13 protein-coding genes are annotated in these 17,771 nt (G+C 35.1%); all 13 read left to right on the top strand.

What is annotated here, in order from left to right; translation table 11 throughout:
- Positions 1-111 precede the first annotated feature (111 nt).
- The 13 genes from tnpA (at position 112) to LA360_RS11910 (ending at position 17,581) form a co-directional block, all read left to right on the top strand.
- Positions 112-483, top strand: a complete 372-nt coding sequence (gene tnpA / locus LA360_RS11970) for an IS66 family insertion sequence element accessory protein TnpA (RefSeq protein ID WP_065549657.1) — start codon at positions 112-114, stop codon at positions 481-483.
- On the top strand, positions 476-829 hold the full coding sequence (gene tnpB, locus LA360_RS11965; protein ID WP_112481961.1) for an IS66 family insertion sequence element accessory protein TnpB: 354 nt from the start codon (positions 476-478) through the stop codon (positions 827-829). Before tnpA ends, tnpB begins: the two co-directional genes overlap by 8 nt.
- A gap of 147 nt (positions 830-976) precedes the next feature.
- Positions 977-2,626 carry an IS66 family transposase gene (gene tnpC / locus LA360_RS11960; RefSeq protein ID WP_112481985.1) on the top strand — a complete coding sequence of 550 codons (1,650 nt, stop codon included), beginning with the start codon at positions 977-979 and terminating at the stop codon, positions 2,624-2,626.
- A gap of 350 nt (positions 2,627-2,976) precedes the next feature.
- The gene (locus tag LA360_RS11955; protein ID WP_112481984.1) at positions 2,977-3,732 is read left to right on the top strand and encodes a hypothetical protein; all 756 of its coding nucleotides are present in this window, start codon (positions 2,977-2,979) and stop codon (positions 3,730-3,732) included.
- 48 nt (positions 3,733-3,780) lie between these two features.
- Positions 3,781-5,181 carry a B12-binding domain-containing radical SAM protein gene (locus LA360_RS11950; protein WP_112481982.1) on the top strand — a complete coding sequence of 467 codons (1,401 nt, stop codon included), beginning with the start codon at positions 3,781-3,783 and terminating at the stop codon, positions 5,179-5,181.
- A 1-nt stretch (position 5,182) separates the two neighbouring features.
- Positions 5,183-6,592: an HD domain-containing protein gene (locus LA360_RS11945; RefSeq protein WP_112481980.1), complete on the top strand. Its 1,410-nt coding sequence runs from the start codon at positions 5,183-5,185 to the stop codon at positions 6,590-6,592.
- Positions 6,543-7,811: a DNA methyltransferase gene (locus tag LA360_RS11940; protein ID WP_160116331.1), complete on the top strand. Its 1,269-nt coding sequence runs from the start codon at positions 6,543-6,545 to the stop codon at positions 7,809-7,811. Before LA360_RS11945 ends, LA360_RS11940 begins: the two co-directional genes overlap by 50 nt.
- An 11-nt stretch (positions 7,812-7,822) precedes the next feature.
- Positions 7,823-10,246: a DUF4062 domain-containing protein gene (locus LA360_RS11935; RefSeq protein WP_225537517.1), complete on the top strand. Its 2,424-nt coding sequence runs from the start codon at positions 7,823-7,825 to the stop codon at positions 10,244-10,246.
- Between the two features lie 606 nt (positions 10,247-10,852).
- Complete coding sequence (locus LA360_RS11930; RefSeq protein ID WP_225537516.1) at positions 10,853-12,925, top strand: reverse transcriptase domain-containing protein; 2,073 nt, start codon at positions 10,853-10,855, stop codon at positions 12,923-12,925.
- Positions 12,926-13,001: 76 nt separating this feature from the next.
- Positions 13,002-14,024, top strand: a complete 1,023-nt coding sequence (locus tag LA360_RS11925; protein WP_112481973.1) for a virulence RhuM family protein — start codon at positions 13,002-13,004, stop codon at positions 14,022-14,024.
- 398 nt (positions 14,025-14,422) lie between these two features.
- Positions 14,423-15,358 carry an AlbA family DNA-binding domain-containing protein gene (locus tag LA360_RS11920; RefSeq protein WP_225537515.1) on the top strand — a complete coding sequence of 312 codons (936 nt, stop codon included), beginning with the start codon at positions 14,423-14,425 and terminating at the stop codon, positions 15,356-15,358.
- 184 nt (positions 15,359-15,542) lie between these two features.
- Complete coding sequence (locus tag LA360_RS11915; RefSeq protein ID WP_146774940.1) at positions 15,543-16,421, top strand: hypothetical protein; 879 nt, start codon at positions 15,543-15,545, stop codon at positions 16,419-16,421.
- A 107-nt stretch (positions 16,422-16,528) separates the two neighbouring features.
- Positions 16,529-17,581: a virulence RhuM family protein gene (locus LA360_RS11910; RefSeq protein WP_022200730.1), complete on the top strand. Its 1,053-nt coding sequence runs from the start codon at positions 16,529-16,531 to the stop codon at positions 17,579-17,581.
- Positions 17,582-17,771: the final 190 nt, after the last annotated feature.

Below are 17,771 nucleotides of genomic sequence, written 5' to 3'. Positions count from 1 at the left end.
AAATATAGGCCAAGACAGTAACTTAACATGAAAAGAATAGACGTTTTAAAAGTAAGTAGGTAATAATCAGTATCTGCAAATTTCCATCCACATTTGATAAGATAAGTTCAAATGATGGAGGTGATACCAATAAATACGAATGACAATGTAACCTCAAAGGCTGACCTTTGGGCAGACCGGTTCCATGCTTTTCAGGAAAGCGGTTTATCCCGCAAAGAATGGTGTCAGCAGAATGGAATCCCACAGTCTACACTGGGTTACTGGATCCGAAAGCTCCAGTCAGAAGCAGCTGAGACAGAAAGTGCTTCTGATCCGGTGTTTGCAAAGCTCCCTTCGGAACATGAACTCCATTTCAGTACAGCAGGTACAGGAAAACCTCCTGTGATGCTCTGTCTCCCGGAAAATATCCGGATTGAAGCTGCTGCGGACTGTCCAGCCAGACTGTTGACTGCCCTGCTTCAGGCCTTAAAGAACTATGCTTGATTTTTCCGGAAGTACTACGGTCTATCTGGCATGTGGCTGCACGGACCTCCGGAAGAGCTGCACTGGTTTAGCGGCCATCATCAAACTGAAATTCCATCTCGATCCGTACTCCCGCTGTATGTTCGCGTTCTGCAATCGCAGGCGCACATTGCTCAAGATCCTTCAGTGGGACGGGTCAGGGTTTTGGATCCTGATGAAACGGCTGGACCGCGATTCCTTCCATTGGCCTGACACACCGGATGAACTGCAGAAAGTTACGCTGAAAGAGATCCATTGGCTGTGCGATGGTTTATCCCTGAACCCCAGCGGCGCATTTGAAGAACGTCACCCGAAGATCGTCATATGAGCCCGGATCCTGTCAATTCGCAAAAAGCCGAAAATCACTTTGTTTTGGGCGGATTTTCCTCCGTCCCGGAATGCAGTTTCCTATAGGAACGGAATGCTTTTTCTGGTATACTTTCTGGCAGAGATTTCAGAAAGTTGAGGCTGTGTTATGGATCCGCTTTTTACAGAGGAACAACTGAACAAGATGAGCAGGGAGGATATCATCTCCCTGATGAAAACCATGCGGGAGCATTATCAGAAACAGGAAACAAAGATCCAGATCCTCGAAGAAAAAACAAAGGAACTGGAATTCCTGAACGCGATGCTTTCTGACCGTCTGACTCTTGCGCAGCGGAAACAGTTTGGCCCATCCAGCGAAAAATATGCGGATGGCTATACGCAGCTGAACCTTTTTAACGAGGCAGAGCAGGAAGCAGAGCCTGATGCGCCGGAGCCGGAAATGGAGGAGATCCATCCGTCTTCCTATAAAAGAAAGAAACGTTCCGGCAAAAAGGAGGAAGATCTTTCCGCCTTTGAGACAACGGAAGTAATTGAGTATAAGCTGACCGGCGCGGACCGAAACTGTCCGGACTGCAATACCAAATATAAAGTCGTGACAAAAGAGACGGTGAAGCGCCTGAAGTTTGTGCCTGCACGGTTTGAAGTGGTGGAGGAGGTCACCTATGTTTACAGCTGCCCAAAATGCGGGGCGATGAAACGTCCGGAAAAGGCGCCTTCCCTTCTCAAAGGCAGTGTGGCAACACCATCCCTGGCGGCAGGCATCATGAACGCAAAGTATGTGGGCGGCATGCCCCTTGCGCGTCAGGAACGGGAATTCGCCCGTTACGGCCTGAACCTTTCCACAAAGACCATGGCGAATTGGATCATCCAGTGTGCGGACCGGTATCTGCAGCCGCTTTATGAACTGATGAAGGAAGAATTCCTCCGGAGCCGGTACGCTCATGGGGATGAAACCCGTGTTCAGGTAATCGATGAGCCGGAACAGAAAGGTTCCACCCAGAACTGGATGTGGGTCTATCTCACTGATGAATACAGCGGCGCACCCCGGATGGTCCTCTTCCAATACGAAAGAACCCGGGCGGGATATCATCCGGTGGAATTCCTTGGGGATCAGTACCAGGGATATTTCACCTGCGATGGATACCAGGCATACCACAGCCTTCCGGAAAGGATCACCGTGACAGGATGCATGGCCCATGCGAGGCGCAGATTTGATGAATCCCTGACCGTTTTGAAAAAGGACTTTACCAAAGAGCAGCTGAAGGAAACAACCGCATATCAGGCAATGGCACGGATCGGGATGTTCTATAAGATCGAAGAGATGATCCGTGACAAGTCACCGGAAGAAAGGTATGAAGAGCGTCAAAAGCAGGCAAAGCCGCTTTTAGAGGCTTTCTTTGAGTGGCTTCATACCCTGGAGGAAGCTGTGGACAGATCTTCTAAGATCGGAGAGGCGGTCCTGTATACGCTGAACCAGGAAACCTATCTGAAAAGGTATCTGGAAGATGGCCATCTGAGTATTGACAATCTAGCTGCAGAGCGGGCACTGAAAAATTTTGCCATAGGGAGACGCAGCTGGCTGTTTGCCAAAAGCATCCGCGGGGCACAGGCCAGTGCGACTGTGTACAGCATCACAGAAACTGCGCTTCTGAATGGACTGAAGCCATACAACTATCTCACATATGTGATGGAAAAGATGAAAGAACTCGGTGCGTTTCCGGCAAAGGAAGAAATGCTGGAGCTTCTCCCATGGTCCTCCAATCTGCCTGATGATTGCCGCAGCAAACTTAAAAAGTAAAAAACAGATCTTCCCCCGGTAAGTGCTGGGGGATTTCTTATTTTGTCAAGATACGGATTATTACTTACTTACTTTTAAAATATGCTGCGATTTTATTTCAGTTCCCATATAATAGTTGTAGAGAGAGGAGGGATTAGATCAGATGATTCGGTTCTTTGAGTTGCGTAGCAGAAGGTAGTATATAAATTGGTAGGTCTTATGAGCAGATGGTACGTGAGGGAGTATTCATAATATATTTTTAGATAGTAAAGAGTGGGATAATATGTTAAGATGGTGTAAGAGTTATACAACTACAATCTAATATTTATGATTAATTTAACAATGAATAATAAAATGTGAGGGTAAATAACATGGATAAGTTAATAGAGAAAATGGGCTTATATGATATCTGGACTGTACTTTTTCCAGGTGCAATTTTCCAGCTATTATTTAAAACAATTTTTGATTATATGTTGTCATTACCAGAACAAGTAAAAAACACAACAAGCGTGATTGAACGAACATTTCTTTTTTGTAAATCTTATATATATGAGCCAGGAACAGTATATGAATTACTGATCTTTCTTTTAAGCTCTTATTTTGTGGGATTACTTCTACACGAATTTAGTAGTATATTTAAGAACAGGGTTATGTATAAACATGGGAAGCCTATAGAGCTTTTGCTGGATTACCAAGGTGGTGTTTTTGAGCAAGAACAAATCCAAGTATTGATGCCAATGTATATTAAGTTAAAAGGAAGTGATTTTACGTTAAATGATAAGGAAAAGCAAAGAGAAGAGAGTCGCTCATTATTTCATAAAATTAATATGGATATGCAGAGGCGGAAGAGAGCAAATGAATATGTAAAACTAAATGTGATTTATAATACATGTGCTACATTAGGAGTTGCAATTATGCTTATTTTATGTTTGGCATTAGCATTCGAAATAGAATTTATGATTCTTAAAAGACAAGATTTAATATTATCATTTATAAGTTTGGATGTGGTGCTCATTCTAGGAATATATATACTTCTAAATAGGAGTAAAAGATATTATAGATATTGGACAAAGAATATTGTTTTAGCATATCAAGACCTATATATAAGTGAAGAAACAAATTCATAGGAGTAAAATTGGTATGGATGTGTTAAAAATACATAATGAGGTAATGTTATGAAAAATGTAGATTTATTGTTAATTAACCCTCCGTTTCATAGAAGAAATGGAAGTGGAACAATTTTTCCATTGGGTTTGGGATATATACTTGCGGCAGTAAATATAAATGGATTAACAAGTGATGTAATAGACTGTTCACATGTTATATCAACATATGAACCTGGCGATTTGAATAAATTAAAAGAATATTTACAGATTAATTTAAAAAGTTATACACCTACGCTTGTTGGAATCGGCCCATGTATTACAACACAGGTAAAATCTTTAAAAATTATATCTGATTGTTGTAAAGATATTTATAGAAATGATAGAATTTTTGCGGGCGGTCCATTAGCTTCGATTGATGGTCAGGAATGGTTTTTTTTTGATTTTTTAGGACTTCAATATATTGTAAAGGGGGATGGAGAAAAGGCGATTGTTGAAATGCTAAAGTGTGCAAAAAAAGGTGCGGAACTTTCGGAATGTAAATATGTAACGAGAAGAAATTATAGTTTTTTTAATGAAATTGAGGATATTAGTAATATTTCTTATCCACAAAGACCCTTTATTGAAGATAATATAATTTCAACAAGGAGAATGGATGGGCATAATAAAACAGCGACTATGATAACTTCGAGGGGATGTTTATATAATTGTAAATATTGTGTTTCAGGTAATATGAAGTATAAGCAGTTCAGAAAAAGAAGTTACAATGATATTATTGATGAAATGCAATATCTTAAAGAAAAATATAAGATTACAGACATTATTTTTTATGATGATTGTTTTTTTTATAATCCTCAAAAAGTACACCAGGATGTTTTTGATTTTTGCTCTATGTTAATACAAAGGAAGGTTGGTATGACATGGCAGATGGAGATAAGATGTGACTTATTTGAAATAATGAATGATAGGGACGTTATGTTACTATATCAATCAGGGTGTAGACAGATAAATTTAGGTATAGAAAAAGTATCAATAAGTGGTTTGAAGTATTTAGGTAAGAATATTTCTCTTAATGGATTAGCAGATCAGATTAAGTATGTAAAGAATATTTCTAAAATAAAGATCGCAGGTACTTTTATTTTAGGTGGAAAAGACGAGACGAGAGAAAATATTGAACATACTATAGAAGTCTCTACAAATATGAATCTTGATTTTGCCCATTATAATCCTTTGTTTATTTATCCAGGAACTCCAATATATCAAGAATGTTTTCACAATGAGAAGGACTGGGTTGATTATATTATGAAGGATACGTGGCCTTGGGGAGAAATTGTTTACCAAAATAAGTATGTGAGTAGAGAGCAGTTACTTGAGTTGGTTAATTATGCTTATGAAAAATTTTATGAAGAATCATCATACAAAAATAGTATAATGGTAAAGGATAGATTTAATTTAAATAGTAGAGGTAAGTAGTATGAAAATATATGATAGATTATATAAAGAGATGAAATTTCCTCCCATTATCATAGAATTATTAAACTGCCCAGGTCTTTTGCGGTTACGTGATGTTAGGATGGCAAATAATCAATTTGTTGCATTCCCATCATTTGCATCGTCATCACGTTATGAACACTCTTTGGGAGTTTGCTATCTTGCTGGTATTTGTGCAGATAGTATGGAACTGGCTGAAAAAGATAGAACAGAATTGATGGTAGCTTGTTTATATCATGACGTTGGAACGCCTCCTTTTGCGCATGCAATGGAAGAGGTCTTGCAGATAAAGTTCGGATTTGACCATGAGCAAAATTTGAAAAATCTAATCATGGGAACAACAGGTGTTTTTGATAGAGAATTTGCTCAAATCTATCAGGGACAGGGTTTAAAAATACTGAGTGTGTGCCAAAGTAGAGAGGCCAGGAGAATAGGTTTAGATATTCATCGCATCGCTCATTTAGCAGCAGGAGATTCTCGAGAACTTCTTTCAGATTTAGTAAATAGTAAAGGTATGGATTTAGATAATATAGATAATATTTTTAGGGCTTCATCTGCAATGGGGCTAATAGCGGGGGAATGTGGAGAAACAGCAAAAATGCTTGCGGGGTCTTTTGTTGTTAAAGAGGGACAGATTTGCCTTAATGGGATGTATGTTGATCAAATACGAGAATGGCAAAGGATACGTGATTTGCAATATACTGCGATATTTGAAAGTATAGAGGATTTTGCCTATCAAACAATGATAAAAAGAGCTATAAATTTATTGTTAGAGGAAGATTGTAATACTACAGTGCTTGATATTAATTCATGGCGATTAACTGATTCGGAAATGACATATAATGTTTTATTAAGGCATACTAAAAGCCGTGATATTATGAAACGTGTCTTGTTATGCAAACCATATGTATGCTTGGGAATTCTGTATGTTAAGGGCAATGGAGTAGTCAACTATATAAATAAAAATTTACAAAAAATAGAGAAGGTAGCGGGAGAGTATTTCGTGGATTTTATGGGTATGACGGACAAAAAGATAAAATCAATAGGAATACCACCTGTTGTTGCAAACTTTTATCCAGATAAAAGGAAAAGAATGATAGCAAATAAAGTTTTTTTATGGAATGAGGAGATTAAGGTTTGTAATTCAGAAGATTATCCACAAGGAGTTTTACTGGGCCTTTTTAGCCCTTTTAGCAATAATAATTTTAAAAATGTTGAGGTTGAGGGAAAAAACCTTAGAAAGAAAATTTCTTTCAGAAAAAGTGAGTTGGAAGTAATGTGTAATATCCTGGAAGAGGGATTGTTAAAGAATTTTGAAGTATCGTTATATGGAGGTGAGGATAATGGAAAAGCTTATTCGGACTTTGAATCAAATCAATTGGGACTTTTCTGATTATAATAGTTTGAAATTTCCTATAGATATTAATTCAATACCATGGTATCCAGCAACTCTGCCACCGCCAATACCCAAATTTCTAATTGCGCTATTGTCAAAGGAAAATGATATTGTTTTTGATCCTTTTGGAGGAAAAGGAACAGTTGGTGTTGAAGCGATAAAACAAAACAGACGCTTTTATTATAACGATTTGAACCCATTTGCAGCAGATATTACAAAAGATATTATAAATATACTTAAGGGCTGTTGTTTGGATAGGAATCACGTCTTAAAGCTTGTTGAATTAGATACAGAAACCTTAAAGAGTATAAGAGTGCGTTTTGTGAAAGAAGATGTTTATGAAGGGAAAAATGAGGAAATTATTAATAAATACTACGCCTATCAGTTGAGTATTGATATTGATGTACTTGGTTTAAGCCGGGAGTTACCTTATTGGTATCATATTGATACTTTGAATGAACTTGTTTGTATATATAAATTACTAGAAAGTAATCATGATACCTATTCATATTATATAAGAAAATTTGCTTTTGTATCTATTCTGAAAGAAGTTTGTTCCCAGAGAGGGCATTTTACATATATAACAGATAATTGTAGACCCTCTAAGATCACATATTTTGATGCGTTTACTGCGTACCTCGCCATGTTGAAAAGAATTAATGATTCAGCGGCAGACTTTATTAAGCAATTTCATACAACGAATAGTACTGGTAATTTATTTGATATAATAAACAATTCATATATAAATTGTGGCGATTCACGTAGGCTCGATTGGATTGAGAATAACAGTATAGATCTTGTTATCACATCACCCCCATATTTATGTGCTCAAGACTATGTAAAAACAATGCGACTAATTAATCTTTTTTTCCCGGAAGAGAGATTTAAAGATTTAACAGAAAAAGAGATCGGAGCAAGAGCTAGAAGAAAAGGTAGGGCTGCAGAAGTAGTACAAAGTTTTTATGATGACATGGATAATGTGCTTAATGAAGTAAGTCGAATTTTAAAAAAAGATAAGTATTTTTGTCTTGTTATCGGACAAGGAAAAGGAAAAATAACAAAAGAGTACGATACTATCAACGATATATCTACTATGGCTATAACAAAGCATAGCTTTGAAAAGGTATTTCAAACAACGAGAAGAATTAACTATAAAGCTGTTAGGATTGGCGGAGTAGATAGTGAAGAGATTATAATATTTCGTAAGATAAACTAGGGAGGATAAAAATGTCTTTACCGTGGGTGATTGGAGTACTTTCCACTGATTTTGATTTACATGATTATCGCGAAGCAATTATTAACTATCTAAAACAAAGTAATACTATAATTTCTGCTTTTGAATCTCCTGATTTTCCAGTAGAACCAGATAAACATTCGCATGACGTTTGTTTAACAGCTTTAAAAAGAACACATATCGCTATTTTAATAATAGACAAGAGATTTGGTGGTATTTATTACGATTCATCGGATGTGTCTATTACAAAGGAAGAATATATATCTGCAATTGAAAAAGGAATCCCATGTCTTGTTTTTGTAAACAAACAATCTTGGGAGGAGAGGCATTCTTATTCCGTTGATTTGAAAAAATGTGGAAAGTCACCTGAGGAATTTGAAAAAGAATATAATTGTAAATATGTTAGTGACATTAGAACAATTTATTTTATCAATGATATTCAAAAAATTTATGAGGATAAAAATTGTAGTAATTGGATAACTTTTTTTGATAGCATACCTGATTTGATAGAGAAATTGCATGGTAAACTTAGTGGTCTATCTCGGTATTGGATAAAGCGTATAGTTAATAGGCAGAGAGATAGTTTGAAGGCCCGAAAGACATCTACAAGTTTTTCGATGTCTTTAGGAGATGTTTTCGATAAAGGGTATTATATGGAGCCTGAATATAATGTTGAATCAGGTTCTTTATTAACAGAGAATCAGGGTTTGGAAAAAGCTATAGTTAGTGAATTATCTAATCAAAAATCTGTCCTTGTTTATGGCGAGGCAGGTTATGGGAAGACAACAATCTTAGCGAGGAGTTTTTTAGAACATGTTGCGAAATTTAATAAAGAGGATGGATACGAAATTCCTTTTTATATTTGGTTGAAAGATAAAAGTAGCGAATATCATTTTGATTTTTATAGGTACATACAGGAATGTTTTGAAGTCTATTATAAGAGAATGCCATATCCTTATTTGGATGTTTCGTCTATAATGCCATATTTTTATTTAGATGGCTTTGATGAGATTGCAGAAAAAATTTCCAGAGAAGAGGTAAATAGTATTATTTCATCATGTATATTTAAATTTCCTATCATGTTGACAAGTCGCATTCAATATGCCTTACGTTATTTGGGTAATTTTGAATTGGCCAATAAATTTAATGTTCGTATAAAGATAAACAAATGGGATCCAGAAAAGGCTAAAAAATATATTGATAATTTTTGTGTTATAAATGGGAAAAACAAAGAATATGTTGATAAAATTTACGTTTTATTAACTGATAACAAAGATTTAAATGATATTTTAGATAATCCATTACTTATTACAATGTTACTTTGGGTAATTGAAGCTAATAGAATGGATATTCCTGAAACAATTTCTACTAGGGTAGAACTTTTTCAGGAATGTTTTAAGGAAATGGCTCGGCGAGAATTGCATAGAGCAAAAATTTCTAATTTAGTTGAAAATGATTTAATATTAATTTGGTCTTATTTTGCTTGGCTGATATATCAGGAAAGATTGTTGAAAAGAAAACCTAAAGTTAAAAATTTACTTTTAGATTTACAAAATAATTATCTTATACAATATGGTGAAAATTATAATGATTCTATATTAGAAGTGGTCTTTGATACAGTGGGAGAATTTGTATTTGGAACTTTTCATGAACAATTTTTAGAGTTTTTGGTTGCTAATACATTATACCATGCATGTTTGTATAAGAAGATGCCATATCCAGAATTTCTAAAATATGTTATACGCCCAGAAATTAATAGATATTTTAGAGCAATTTGGAATGAAAGTTTAGAAGAAGAAAAAGAAAGTATTGCTAATAATATTTTTGATAAATACATGGATAATTTAGGTTTAAATGATAATATAGCTATTTCGACCAGAGTACATGCCATATATCATATTTCAAGGTTAAATAGTAAGTTACGAGAAAAAAATATTGAAAGGGCGTTTTCAATTGAGACGAATATTTCAGTGCGTTTATCTTTGTTTTTTGGAGCAATTAAAATGGGAAAAATGAATGAAGAAGAGGACTTCTATAATCTTTTACTTGAAAACCAGGAATATAATGTAGCAAATAGAGGATATCATCTGGCATATTATTCTGACATGCCGTCAGATGGAGAATTACCGTTTCTCGATACAGGTGAAGTAGATTGGTCAAATACATTAAAAGCGTTTATTAGACATTTTGAAAGTAAAAAAAGAGAACAATATTTTTTACGCAGAATAGATTTGATTACAATGTTACAATTAATGGAATCAAGACAATCAACAGGACCGCTTACTAGAAAAATTTTGGAAAATTTTGAACAACTTACCTTTCATCCGGTTATTCGAAATGAGAAAGATTTTCAAAAGAAAATAGAAAAAGCTTTTAATACTGTGAAAGCGAAATTTGAAGAATTCTGTGAATTGTAATTTTCAAAGAAAGAATTAGGGTATGCTTATGTATAGATATTGGGGTCAAAAAGGGGCGAAGTGGACCGGCGAAGGCGTCGGCCTTTTTGACCTTAATATCATATTATATAGTTGGCCTGGATTCTATCAGTTGCATTTATAAAAACAAGATATTAAAATATTTATTTTTAGATCATTAATATATTTTAGCATAGCTATTTTTTGAATAAATTAGTTTAATCGGACATCAGATTCATATGTTTTCTTCAATTATTAGATGACTTAAATTAGAGCATCAAGCGATTCCGAATAACAAATAAAGTGGATTATATCATTTCCGCTTGGGGAGAATTGCGTCCTTCCACCATCATTATTATCCACTCAACAAATGTCGAGAGTTTGTGTAGAATTGTGCAGAAAATAAGGAATAGCTTATTAACGAAAAGTGATAGAAAATGATAAATGTTAAAAAATGGCTGAAAAATGTTTAGGAAGAGTATTGTGGTGATTGAACTTTTGTGATAAACTCTTTGTAAAGAGCCAGTAATGTTCAATTAATTTGGACTTTTTGAAACTATTTTTAGTTTCAAAACGGTTTGTCCAACAGGTAGCACGATAGAAATCGGAATGCTTGTTCCAAGCTTTCCAATTTCTATCGCACTCCCTGTTAGCCAAAGCAGTTTTATCAAGTGGCTCTTTTTTGTGTGGGAGAAAATGATGAATAGGACGCCGGAAGAAGTTATTAATTTAAGACCACTTGTTTTTTTATGTGGACCATTATATGATCCATCAGATAAGAAAGACCGAAGAAAAATTTTGCGACAGTATCTGACGAGATATAAAACGACACTTAGTTATAATGGAAAAGATTATGTGATTGAACCATTTGCATTGATTATTGATAAGGTTTTTAACACAGAAGATCTGGAAAATAACCAAAATATTGCATTGATAGAAGAAGTGATTGCTGCATGTGCATATAAAAATTATATTTTTATAGATACAATGTCAACAGCTTTGGAGTTGGGACTTTTTGCAAATAGCTATTCTCAAAACAGAACCACGGCATTACTGCCAAAAGATTTCAGATCGTTTAAACCATCAATAGGATATTTTGTACAACAGACGATAAAAAAGTCGGATAATATTGCACTTTGTATTTATGGGAATAAAAGAATCAATAAATTTATTGATGGAGGCAGACAGGTTATAGAAAATCTGGTTGCTTTTAAATCACATCAAATTCCACGCGAAATAGAGCGTGATATAAAGAAAGACTTTAGCAAAGGAATAGAGAGCTTTATTCTGCGGATTGAATTTACAACAAATATTAAGGATGCTGAAAAAATCTTATACCAGGTTAATACAGAGGGGATTCGAATGGTTATTCCTCCACGAATTTTATTTTATTTGGTAGAAACCTTTGGAAGTATTAACAATATCAAAAATGCACTGCTGGATTATTTTGAATATTATGAGTGCGAAAAAGATAAAGAGCTGGTTATAATGTCTATATTAATACGAAAAGGATTGTGTATTCTGGAGTTGGATTCGCCGTTTGAATATAGCATCATCGATGTAATTGGGAGCATGAGCTATTTCATAGAAAAGTTAAAAACTCGTGTAGCCTTTCATCAGAATTATGAGCGACTGCGGTATGCTCCGATAAAACGTTGGAGATCTCGAAAACGATTTTCTGCATGCGAATTATTGGGCCTGGATATTATTGAAATGAGGCAGATGCAGTCACTGTTTGGATATAATAAGAAAAAATCTGTTATATCCAAAAACCTACTCATAAATGGCAAGAAAAGGAAAATAAAAATGTATTCTTGCACATCAGAAGGCTTTGCTTTAAGAAATTTTCATTTAAGACTTATGAAGCAGTTGCAGAAGTTATTTGAACTGCAGCCATATAGTTATGCTTATCGCAAAGATAGGTCGATTTTAATGTGTATGAACCAACACATTGACAGTAAATTTTTCTTAAAGATAGATATTAGAGACTTTTTCAATAGCATATCAAAAGGGAAAATGAATAAAATTATCAAGTGTCATTTGTGCTACGATCCTAAACAGGCTTATGAAGATAATGTGATATGGAGAAAGAGCAGGTATTTAGGTGAGTATGTAAAGGAATGGTTGGGAATTAAAGAAATTACAGATATATGTTTTGTGAATGGTCGGTTAGCCTTGGGAATGGTTACATCACCAATTCTATCAAATATTTACATGGATTTCTTTGATGCACGGTTTCATGATAACTATCCTGAATTAGTTTATACAAGATATTCCGATGATATATTAATTTCATCTGGAAAATGGTTCGACTATAAATCTATTTTAAATTTCATTGCAAAAGAATTGTGCTATCTTGGACTGGAGATGAATGAGCATAAGGTTGGATTTTATAAATTGAAGCAAGCGGGTGATCATATTAAGTTTTTAGGATTAAATATAGTCCATGGACCAGCGGAAGAAAATTATATTACAGTTGGAAAGCAGTATATAAAAGATGTTTGTTCCAATATTTCTCAATATGAAAAAAAGATAGGATTATTTAAAAAATCTCAAATTATTGGGCAAATAGAATATATTAAGTTTATTAGTACCAGAGATTATTTGCAATTGCAGAAAATATATAGAATCAAAAATCATAAAGATTTAAACGTGGAAGAATTGAATCGAGTGGGATTGTAACAATAAAATTAGAATATAGTTATAATCTGCAAGTGATGACATGAACAATATTAAATGATCAAAGGCAGGTGATTGAATGGAGAATCAAGGTGAAATCATTATTTATCAAACAGAAGATGGCCTAACACACATAGAGGTGAAAATTGAGGATGAAACCGTCTGGTTGAGTCAACAGCAAATGGCAGACTTGTACCAAACCTCTAGGACGAATGTGGTCGAGCATATAAAACACATTTACGAAGATGGTGAACTGGATGAGCAGTCAACCTGTCGGAATTTCCGACAGGTTCGTCAAGAAGGCAATAGAGAAGTTGCAAGGAATATACCATTTTATAATCTTGACATGATCATATCACTTGGATATAGAGTAAAATCATCGATTGCCACGAGATTTCGGCGTTGGGCGACAGAGCGTTTGAGGGAATACATGATTAAAGGCTTTACTATGGATGATGAAAGGTTGAAAGGCAATGGCGGTGGTAATTACTGGCGTGAATTACTTGAACGTATTAGAGATATCCGCTCATCTGAAAAGGTATTGTATCGACAAGTTCTGGATTTATATGCCACAAGTGTAGATTACGATCCTCGTAGTGAGGATTCAATAGAGTTCTTTAAAATAGTGCAGAATAAGCTGCATTTCGCGGCTCATGGCCATACAGCGGCAGAAGTGATATACGAACGAGCAGATTCAGAAAAGCCGTTTATGGGACTTACTACATTTTCGGGAGAACTTCCGGAATTAAAGGATATTAGTATTGCAAAAAATTATCTGAATGAGGAAGAATTAAAAGTTTTGAATAATCTTGTTTCTGGTTATTTTGATTTGGCTGAAATTAATGCAATCGAGCATAAGCCAATGTACATGAAAGATTATATTGACCAGTTGGATGCTATTTTATTGTCAGGTAATAGAAAACTGCTTGCGGGATATGGAAAAGTGAGTCATGATCAGGCAATGAAAAAGGCAAAGGAAGAGTATAGAAAATACCAAAAAAATACACTTTCACCGGTGGAGCAGGCATATATGGAAACTATTAAGGACGTTGGTGAGAATGCGAAAAAGAGAGTAAGAAAAGAAAGAGGAAATAGAAGATGAATCTTGAGTAGGTATGCAATGGCTTGCTGTGCATTTGAGCGGGATGTTTACTATTGGAGTTCCGCCAAGGGGCAACTATATATTTCTGCCATCATTATTATCCACTCAACAAATTGTCGAAGTTTGCGTGGAATTATGCCGGAAAGAGATGATGGGGAACATAAATTTATGAGTGAAAATGGATAGTAACTTTAGTTGTCTGAAATATTTATAAACGCATGAGTAAAATGAGGAGGAAGATAAATGAGTTTAATTCCAAGTGGTTTAAGTGTACAAGAAGCATATCGTAGATATAGAAATGGTCAAATTGTTGTTAATAGGAAGTATCAGAGAAAATTAGTATGGACACAGAATGAAAAAAGAATTCTTCGTTAGCAGTCGATATTGAAAATGCACTAATGAGATATAAAAAGGAAAAATTGATTTCAGATATTAAAAATACATTTTCAGTTTTAAAAAATACAATTGAAAGTGTAAGTAATGAGGATAATTTTTTGAGAAAGACTTTATATCCTGATTCAAGAAGTCCTATTAAAAATGCATTTTATACTTTATTTATGGCATTTTATAATATGTTAGTAAAAGAGGATTTATCACCATGTGATAATAATCGTTTGTTTGAAAACTTAAAAAATCTTCAATCAAAGATTAAGATGAGTACACATTATACAAATATTGAAGATCGTAAAAAAAATATAGCATTAACAGAAGGACTAATAAGAGGAACCTTTGTAAAGAAGGAGCCATCATCTTTGAATCATGGTGCGGGTTTAGCTTTAGATTTTGAAAATTCCATTCGTAGGTCTAAAATTGAAACACCAAGGTATGAATTTAAACAAGGTTTTTTAAGATTATCAGATGACCGGAAATATGATAAAGAATTAGAAAGTCAAATTATTCATACTATATGTGCAATGGCTAATATCGGTCCAGATAGTGAGGGTTATATATATATTGGTGTAGCTGACAAAGAAAAAGATGCTGAAAGAATTAAAATTCTGGATGGAATAGAACCAATGAATATATCAAACCATTTTGTAGTGGGGGTAGAAAGAGAGGCTATAATACTTGGGATTTCGGTGGAAAACTACTGTAGGAAGGTTTTGAGCATTATTCAAGAGTCAAAATTATCAAAAGACTTAAAAATAGCAGTTTTGACTAAAATTGATATTATAGATTATAAAGGGTTGACAGTAATTAGGATATGTGTACCGAAACAAGATGAACTTTCATACTGTGGGGAGGATATTTATATTCGACAATATAACAACACTGTAAAATTAGAAACCGCTAAAGAAATTTTGGCAGTAAATAAAATATTTGAACAAAGATAAACGTAATGCATAGTCTGTTGCCTTTTAGAGAAAAATAATCAATATTTGTATTTTGAATTTGTATTTTATTGCTATAAGCGCATAATAGAAAAGATATTAATAATACAGAGGATGAATATGAAACTTGGAAAAGCGTTTGAGTTATTTATAAAACACATTCTTAATAAATGTAGGGTTTTCTGACGTGAAATTCGATGGATTATATATTTTTGATGGGGCTCCTGGCCAAATGATTCAAGGGCTAGGGGAAGCACACAATGCAGATGTATTATTGGAGCCTCCAGCTCAAACTCCTTTTTATTCTTGTACAAGGTTGTTAATTGAATGTAAAGACTACCGCAAGAAAGTAGGTTTGAATATGATAAGAAGTACACTGGGTCTGAGAGAGGATATTAATCATTTTGACATTGTAGATGTAAATAGACTCTTGGCCCGAAGGAGGCAAAATAGAGCGGGAGTTGTCTATCCCTATGAACGTTACACTTATCAGGTTGCAGTCGCTTCACTCAGCGGATTTACTGTTCAAGCCCAAGAGTTTGCAGCAACGCATAGAATTCCTTTGCTGGAATTTGATAAAATGCCTTTTTGGAGTGATTTTTGGATGTTGCTTGGTTATGATAATGTTTCTTTCGGTGATAGTATAAGGGGACATAGAATACCTGCTGTGCATATGGCTGAAAATCAAATCATTGAATTCGCTAATGAAATCGGGAGACGTATGGCTGTTGCTGTAACAAATTCTGGTCAATTGTTGTTTTTATACCGGATAACAAGGGAAAATAATGATTTTTCTGACTCATATACATTGCATTGGAGTAATTCATCTCATCCCTGGGAATTGCGATCAGGGAATCAAGTATATTTATTTCAACTTCCAAAAAGTATCATGAAGTTGTGGTTAGAAAATTCTACAAATGATCTTGAACTAAAAAAAGAGGCTATTAATTGTAAGGCAGGTTTTTTATCAAGTATGATTGTATATTATTCGCACCATTATCTGCCAACTGCGAAAATGATTTCAATTGATAAATATGATTTGGAACGAGCCAGACGAAATTTATAGAGATGATCTAAAATGGGAAATTCTTGAGTCTTTGTAATGTTTGGAATGAAAGTTTCTTTTGGGAATGCAAGGAAAGAAGGAACAAAGCGGGGAGAGGAGAGTCGTTTATGTCAAAAAGGAAAACGGACATTACAATACACAGTTCTGCCGCGGAGTATTTGACTTATGTGGCTTCAGTCGGGGATAGTAACGATAGCTTTGAAATGCGTTATGAGGATGAAAATATCTGGCTGACGCAAAAAATGCTTGCGACTTTATATGATGTAAATGTGCGTACAATCAATGAACATATTAAAAAAATTTATGATGATGGTGAACTGGCACAGGAGTCAACTATCCGGAAATTCCGGATAGTTCAAACAGAAGGTTTGCGGCAGGTGAACCGGGAAGTGATTCACTATAACCTTCAAATGATCGTTGCGGTCGGCTTTAAAGTTAACAACGACCGTGCCGTAAGATTCCGCAAATGGGCTGGTCAGATTGTCAAGGATTATACAATTCAGGGCTGGACGATGGACAAAGAGCGCCTGAAAAAAGGGCATATGTTCACCGATGAATATTTTGAACGACAGCTGGAAAATATTCGTGAGATACGCCTATCTGAGCGCAAGTTTTATCAAAAGGTTACAGATCTCTATGCCACAGCGTTTGATTACGACAAAGATGCCAAGACTACCCGGCAGTTTTTCAAAATGGTACAGAACAAGATGCATTGGGCTGTACATCGGCATACGGCAGCAGAATTGATTGTAGAGCGTGCAAATGCTGAAAAAGAACATATGGGTTTGACAACATGGGAATCAGCGCCGGATGGGAAGATCGTCAAAGCTGATGTAAGTGTTGCTAAGAACTACCTGAGCGAAAAGGAAATGTCCTATTTGGAGAGAATCGTTTCACTTTATCTTGACTATGCGGAGTTACAGGCCGAACGAAGGATACCGATGAGTATGGAGGACTGGGCAAAGCGCCTTGACGGATTCCTGGAGTTTAATGGGAATGAACTGCTGATGGGACCGGGAAAAGTCAGTGCAGAGCAGGCAAAGCTTCATGCAGAGACTGAGTTTGAAAAATATCGTATTGTTCAGGATCGATTATTTATGTCAGATTACGATAAATATTTGTTAGAATTAGAATATCAAGCAGAGCAAAGTGATGAGTAAAGTTGATTATATCGTTTCCGCTGGGGGAGGAGTATACCTTCCCGCCATCATTATTATTCACTCAACAAATGTGGAGACAATTGTCGAATTATGTCAACATTTCTGAATTAAGAAGATTCAGGTAGTAGATAGAAAGAAACAGCACTAAGTTTTCACAAGTATTAAATTCTATGGTATTATTTAAAGGAAT

The organism is Enterocloster clostridioformis, from assembly GCF_020297485.1.
GTDB lineage: Bacteria > Bacillota > Clostridia > Lachnospirales > Lachnospiraceae > Enterocloster > Enterocloster clostridioformis.
The sequence above is the reverse complement of the archived record's forward strand: the minus strand, read 5'-3'. Positions and strand labels throughout refer to the sequence as shown.

What these genes read in the sequence shown, in the direction of transcription:
- LA360_RS11910 (WP_022200730.1), top strand. Translation starts at nt 16,529, where the DNA reads ATGTCAAAAAGGAAAACGGACATTACAATACACAGTTCTGCCGCGGAG.
- LA360_RS11920 (WP_225537515.1), top strand. Translation starts at nt 14,423, where the DNA reads ATGAGATATAAAAAGGAAAAATTGATTTCAGATATTAAAAATACATTT.
- LA360_RS11940 (WP_160116331.1), top strand. Translation starts at nt 6,543, where the DNA reads ATGGAAAAGCTTATTCGGACTTTGAATCAAATCAATTGGGACTTTTCT.
- tnpA (WP_065549657.1), top strand. Translation starts at nt 112, where the DNA reads ATGATGGAGGTGATACCAATAAATACGAATGACAATGTAACCTCAAAG.
- LA360_RS11955 (WP_112481984.1), top strand. Translation starts at nt 2,977, where the DNA reads ATGGATAAGTTAATAGAGAAAATGGGCTTATATGATATCTGGACTGTA.
- LA360_RS11935 (WP_225537517.1), top strand. Translation starts at nt 7,823, where the DNA reads ATGTCTTTACCGTGGGTGATTGGAGTACTTTCCACTGATTTTGATTTA.
- tnpB (WP_112481961.1), top strand. Translation starts at nt 476, where the DNA reads ATGCTTGATTTTTCCGGAAGTACTACGGTCTATCTGGCATGTGGCTGC.
- LA360_RS11925 (WP_112481973.1), top strand. Translation starts at nt 13,002, where the DNA reads ATGGAGAATCAAGGTGAAATCATTATTTATCAAACAGAAGATGGCCTA.
- LA360_RS11945 (WP_112481980.1), top strand. Translation starts at nt 5,183, where the DNA reads ATGAAAATATATGATAGATTATATAAAGAGATGAAATTTCCTCCCATT.
- tnpC (WP_112481985.1), top strand. Translation starts at nt 977, where the DNA reads ATGGATCCGCTTTTTACAGAGGAACAACTGAACAAGATGAGCAGGGAG.
- LA360_RS11950 (WP_112481982.1), top strand. Translation starts at nt 3,781, where the DNA reads ATGAAAAATGTAGATTTATTGTTAATTAACCCTCCGTTTCATAGAAGA.
- LA360_RS11930 (WP_225537516.1), top strand. Translation starts at nt 10,853, where the DNA reads ATGCTTGTTCCAAGCTTTCCAATTTCTATCGCACTCCCTGTTAGCCAA.